The organism is Prevotella sp. (assembly GCF_036570325.1).
Lineage (GTDB): Bacteria > Bacteroidota > Bacteroidia > Bacteroidales > Bacteroidaceae > Prevotella.
The window spans coordinates 1-4,978 of the sequence record NZ_DATCYK010000050.1 but is presented as its reverse complement, the minus strand read 5'-3'; the positions used below and the strand labels follow the sequence as shown (position 1 = coordinate 4,978).

Sequence of the window (4,978 nt, the reverse complement as noted above, 5' to 3'; positions counted from 1 at the left end):
CATATAGGACGCGCCAACCTCACTCATGCAATTGAAGTGGCTACCGTGGCCGGGCTTGGCCCAATCGTCCTGCTTTTGCGAGTTATAACGGTTATAGCTCTCAACAAAGAAACTAAGTTTATCGTCGGGCTGATAGGTCAGACAAACGCCGAAAAAGGCGTCGGGATTATCCGTATTGCCACTCCATTCGGCACCGATGTCATAGCCTAAGCTAAACAAATCGCTGAGTTCGTTCTCAAAAAGCAGGTGGGTCTGTATGCCAACGTGGGGCGGAAGATAATCAGAATGGCTGCCGCCGGGAATAAGAAGCGTGCCAAGAAAGGCCACCTTGGGCAGTGCCCCGGCGCCATCAAACATCTTTATCTTCGTTCCTATGGCCGCCGTGGAAATGCCGGCGTAGCTGCCTTCGGGCGTGTGGGTGGCGCTCTCGTCGAGTTGCAACCGCAATTCGGCGTTGCGAGTAAGTCCCCATCGAAAGGTAGACGTGTTGATAGTCCACGTGCGTTCATGAGCTCCATTCCTGCGATTCCACTCATGGGCGAAGCCCGTTTCCCAATCCACCTTCCACAAAGGCATGATGTCGGGCCCCGTAGTTGCCCCGGGACAATCGGGAGAGAAGCCCGTATCGTCTTGCGCACTCGCCGCCATGGGGCAGAGCAAAAGGAGATACACGAGGGTCGTAAGTAGTTTATTTACTTGTTTTATCATTGTTATGACATTTTGATATTGGCAGCAAAGGTAACTTATTTAGCGTTTCCGACGCAAGGAAATGTGACAAAAAACATCCTATCAAACCTGCTATGGAGAAATAAATGTACCGAAATAAAAAAATGGGAACCGCTTGGTTCCCATCTCGTTTCTTATAATTTACGCCATACTACCGCCCTAAAAAGCGTAGCTGCGGCGGCCCGTAGCCCGAAAACCGTAGTCGTCATGGGCCTCCACCTCTATGGTGTGTGCGCCTTGTCGCTGGGCTTCCGTCAGTTCCACCGCCCATAACTGGGGCGAATCCTGCCGACGCATGGGGTTCATACGGTTGTATTTCGTAGGGTAAGCCCGCTGCAAATTAAGCTCTCTTGTGCGGGCCACGTTGGGGTCGATCAGCTTTGTCTTCTGACAAACCTGCCACGTTCCGCCATCAATTCGGCAACGCACGATGGTTGAGTCGCAACCTCCCCATACGGTGATGAGGGCTTGGTGGGGGATGATTTCTTTTAAATCACGCAGGTGTTGGTCGAGCGAATCAATGCCCATTACGTGGATATTCATCTGCCGAGCGGCGTCGAGACCTATTCCTTTGAAGCGAAATTGATATTGATTATCGCTAAACTCCATGACGAAATAGTTGCGGGGAGCACCTCCTTGCTGCAACGCTGCCGGCACACCCTGCCAATCTTTCTCGCCTACCCACCAAAAACCACACGACGCTCCGGTGCCCAACTCGTGCACACGGACGCCCGATTTCTCATGAAAAAAACGCATGACACGGTGCAGATGGCCCGTAAGCGCCAGCAAATGAGAGCGCCCCTTGAAGAGCTCTATGAGCTGATTGCGGTTGCGAGTCTCGGCCATGGGAATGTGCATACACAGCACCACCAGCGCGTCTTTGGGTATATACTGCAAATCATTGCGCACAAAGGTCAACTGCTCCTCGGTCAACTGTCCGGCATAGCCACGCTCTCCCTGCCCATAAACATTGTTGAGAACGATAAAATGTACCTTGCCTTCGTTGAAAGCATAGACATCTGAGCCGAAGAATTGGTTGTAAGTGCGACTTTGGTTGCGGCGAATGCTGTCGGCGTCGCGGTCATGATTGCCCAGCACAGTCCATGTTTGTTGGGGCAATTGCTCCATAAGGTCGTGCAAACGGCCGTAGAGCGAGAGGTTATTATTGACCAAATCGCCGAGGAAAAGATTTACGTCGTCAGCGCTGCCATCGAGCAATTCGGGCCACAAAGTGCGGGTGGCGTAATCGAGTTCCTGACTGTTAGATACCTGAACATCGCCTATGGCATTCAGCCGAAAGCTCTTTTTCACGGCTTTTCTTGCCAAACCAAAGTTGTTATTCTTCTTTCCGGCCCGGCCGCTGTTGATAAACCGGGCGTTCACCAACCGTCCGTCACTAAGCGTAAGGTCGGCCGGAAGGATGGGAAACAAGCTGAATCCGTCGGGCAAAGCCAATTTATAACGCCCTTTATCGTTCGTTACGACGATGTCACGGCCGTTAGATACGGGAATGCCCGGCAAACATTCTTCCCCTTTATCGTACACTCCGTTACGGTTGGTATCGATAAAGACATTGCCCTCAACCATGCGTTGGGCCGCGGCCGGCACGGCTGAGAGCAATAAAAAAGCAATAAGAGAGAGGATTTTATTCATAAATAAAAGTATGCAAGTAGCCGCTTGGGTCGGTACAAGTGATGTATCCCACACCCGTTTTTGAGAAAACTATGCTCACGCTGCCGGCCTTAAAGTCGGCTAATTTCACGGGATCGCTCCACTGTTGCGTATCTTGGTCGAGATACATAAAGTAAGGATAGCCTTGGTCGGCGCTGTTGCCGTAAACCAAATAGGGCGTTCCGTCAGTCGTTACGGCCAAATCGAGCTGTGTATTACGACCGGGCACAAAGCCTAAGGGCAATACGTTGCCACCCAAAGTAAACCATTTAGCCGCTGATTTGTCGTAATACTCCACGCGCATGGCGTCGGCTCCGCTGACATTATCGAGCGTCCAGATGTACGGAGTGTCATCGGGCGCCACCGACATGCCGTCCATCGCAATGTTATTCAGGGTGTTACCGGGCTGAATAAAATTCTCTTTCAAGGCGGTCCATGTGCCATTCTCATATTTAAGAACACCTTGGCCATAGTTTACATCGTTTACTTTGCCACGGTTGATGGCCATAACGTAAGCCGTATTTACACCTTTTGCGCCATTACTTACATAGACATCGTTGCTTATCAAGCCCGAAACCTGACTCTTCCAAGCCCCGTCCTTATAGTTGGAAACGACCAACTTACTGCGTGCAAATTCGCCTTTGCGGGCCGCATTGATTTGCGTTGCCACGATTTCTCCATCGCCCAGCACCGCAAGACTTACGTAATTAGACTGGCCATCGAATACTCCGGCGTTGCCAACAAAGCTCCACGACCCGCCATCGAAACGTTGTACGCTAAGCGCACCCGACGTTTTGGCCTCCTGATCACCGTAAGCCACGTAGGGAGTGCCGTCGGTTGCGAAGTCGAAATCGAAGTTTGACCCGCTGATTTTGTGGCCAAAGCCTTCTCCACCCACGTATTCCCACTTATTGTCCTTGGAAAGTTTCAACACCACGGGGCGGTTATCGCTGTTTGAACGAATCTTGAAGGCCACGTAAGGCATATTAGTGACCGGATTGATGAGCATGATAGGAGCGCCATACGTGGTGAGTTGATCAAACGTGGCCCGCTCTACCCACTTCTGATTCATAGCCTTTGTTACGGTAACGGCAAAGCGCACGCTGCGTCCGCTCTTGGTAATGATGTAGTCAACGGGCTGCGTAAAGTCGTGAACCGACTGTTGGCTGGTTTGCTCTTCATCGGCAATCTTTACCGAAGTGCCATCAGTTGTCGTGAAACGGGCCACCAACCGATTTCTCTTTACCGTGGAAGGCATGGCTATTTGCACATTAATGGTCGATGTTCCTTGACCTTTGGCGCTCAAATCAGCCACATAGTCCTTGGCCAAAACGTCGGGATTGTCCTCCGCAAAGAAGCCGTAAGAAAGCAATTGGGGCACGTCTGTGGCTTCTTGGTACAAGAAGTTGGCGTTATCCGAGCAGCCCGTGGCAAACCATAGGGCAGATAACATCAGCAGATAAGTGTATATTTTTTTCATCGTTTATTCTCCTTGATTCTGTTTTGTGATAACAAGTTCTTTCTGATTGGCGTCCGGGCCGGGCAAACCAAGGGTCATCGGGCAGCATGTTTCGGTAAGACGAATCGTCAAAGTATTGTCTTTGGTCTTATCAACTTGATGAGATTTCCACTTGATTCGGATGGGCATATCGTACACACCCGGCTCAAACGTAAGGGTATTGCCCTTGGTCAAGAGTTCATAGTCAACCCCTTCGGTGAGTCCGTTGCCCACTATAATCTCGTAGGTCACGGTCAGCGATGAAGTGCGGGGACGAGAACTCAGCATTACCGGATATTCGTTGATATTGTTCACATTGGTCAACACAATGACAAATGATAAGCCGTCTGACGTGGAAACATGTACGAAGGGGGTGTCGTAACCTTCAAACTCCTCCTGATTACAGCCCACCAAGAGGGTCGTCATCATGAGTAAATATAATAACTTCTTCATAATTACGTTTATTTGTTTACCGTTGGATTGGGCAACATGTTCTCATTTGCATCCAACTCGTATTGAGGTATAGGAAGAATAAAGTAGTCGCTGGGATAAAGTTTTTCCCTTACTGACGAGGAAGTGTCGGCGTCACGTACCACACTTTGCTTCCATCGGGTTATGTCAAAGAGGTTATGACCCTCGAAACAAAGCTCTTTCGTACGCTCATTACGAATCAAATTGATCAGCTCGGCGTCAGTATATTTCGCTAATTCGGCAGTGGCTTTCTCGTCACCGATGTTACGTTGCAGGCCGGCTTTCACATAATTGCGGGCGTCGGCGTAGCGTTGTAAGTGCCATGCGGCCTCGGCGGCGGTGAGATACATCTCTGATAGGCGGAACACAATAGGGTCCTCACGCTTATCATCATTATCAGGCACAACAGTGGCATGGTACTTCAAGCACTTGGCTTCGCCGTCCTTGCGAAGCAGTTGCAGGCGCACGTCATCCGCATCAAACATGTTCAACAACTGGTCTGATGGCACACACTGCGTATTATAGAATGCTTTTTGCTGGCCGCTCATGGCTTCTCCGCTCAAGCGGAATATGGCTTCACCTTGTGTAGTCAGGTTTGCGTACATATTGATG

At 50.4% G+C, this 4,978-nt stretch carries 5 protein-coding genes; all 5 read right to left on the bottom strand.

What is annotated here, in order from left to right:
• Positions 1–708: transporter (locus tag VIR50_RS03530; RefSeq protein WP_331933757.1), on the bottom strand; the 708-nt coding region annotated here is incomplete at its 3' end.
• 177 nt (positions 709–885) lie between these two features.
• On the bottom strand, positions 886–2,379 hold the full coding sequence (locus tag VIR50_RS03525) for a calcineurin-like phosphoesterase C-terminal domain-containing protein (protein ID WP_331933756.1): 1,494 nt from the start codon (positions 2,377–2,379) through the stop codon (positions 886–888).
• Positions 2,372–3,877 (bottom strand): hypothetical protein, encoded by a 1,506-nt coding sequence (locus VIR50_RS03520; protein WP_331933755.1) that lies wholly within the window; start codon positions 3,875–3,877, stop codon positions 2,372–2,374. The genes VIR50_RS03525 and VIR50_RS03520 overlap by 8 nt, the downstream gene beginning before the upstream one ends.
• Positions 3,878–3,880: 3 nt before the next feature.
• On the bottom strand, positions 3,881–4,348 hold the full coding sequence (locus tag VIR50_RS03515; RefSeq protein WP_331933754.1) for a hypothetical protein: 468 nt from the start codon (positions 4,346–4,348) through the stop codon (positions 3,881–3,883).
• 8 nt (positions 4,349–4,356) lie between these two features.
• Positions 4,357–4,978: RagB/SusD family nutrient uptake outer membrane protein (locus VIR50_RS03510; RefSeq protein WP_331933753.1), on the bottom strand; the 622-nt coding region annotated here is incomplete at its 5' end.

Coding starts and splice junctions, on each gene's coding strand:
- VIR50_RS03525 (WP_331933756.1), bottom strand. CDS start 2,379: ATGAATAAAATCCTCTCTCTTATTGCTTTTTTATTGCTCTCAGCCGTG.
- VIR50_RS03520 (WP_331933755.1), bottom strand. CDS start 3,877: ATGAAAAAAATATACACTTATCTGCTGATGTTATCTGCCCTATGGTTT.
- VIR50_RS03515 (WP_331933754.1), bottom strand. CDS start 4,348: ATGAAGAAGTTATTATATTTACTCATGATGACGACCCTCTTGGTGGGC.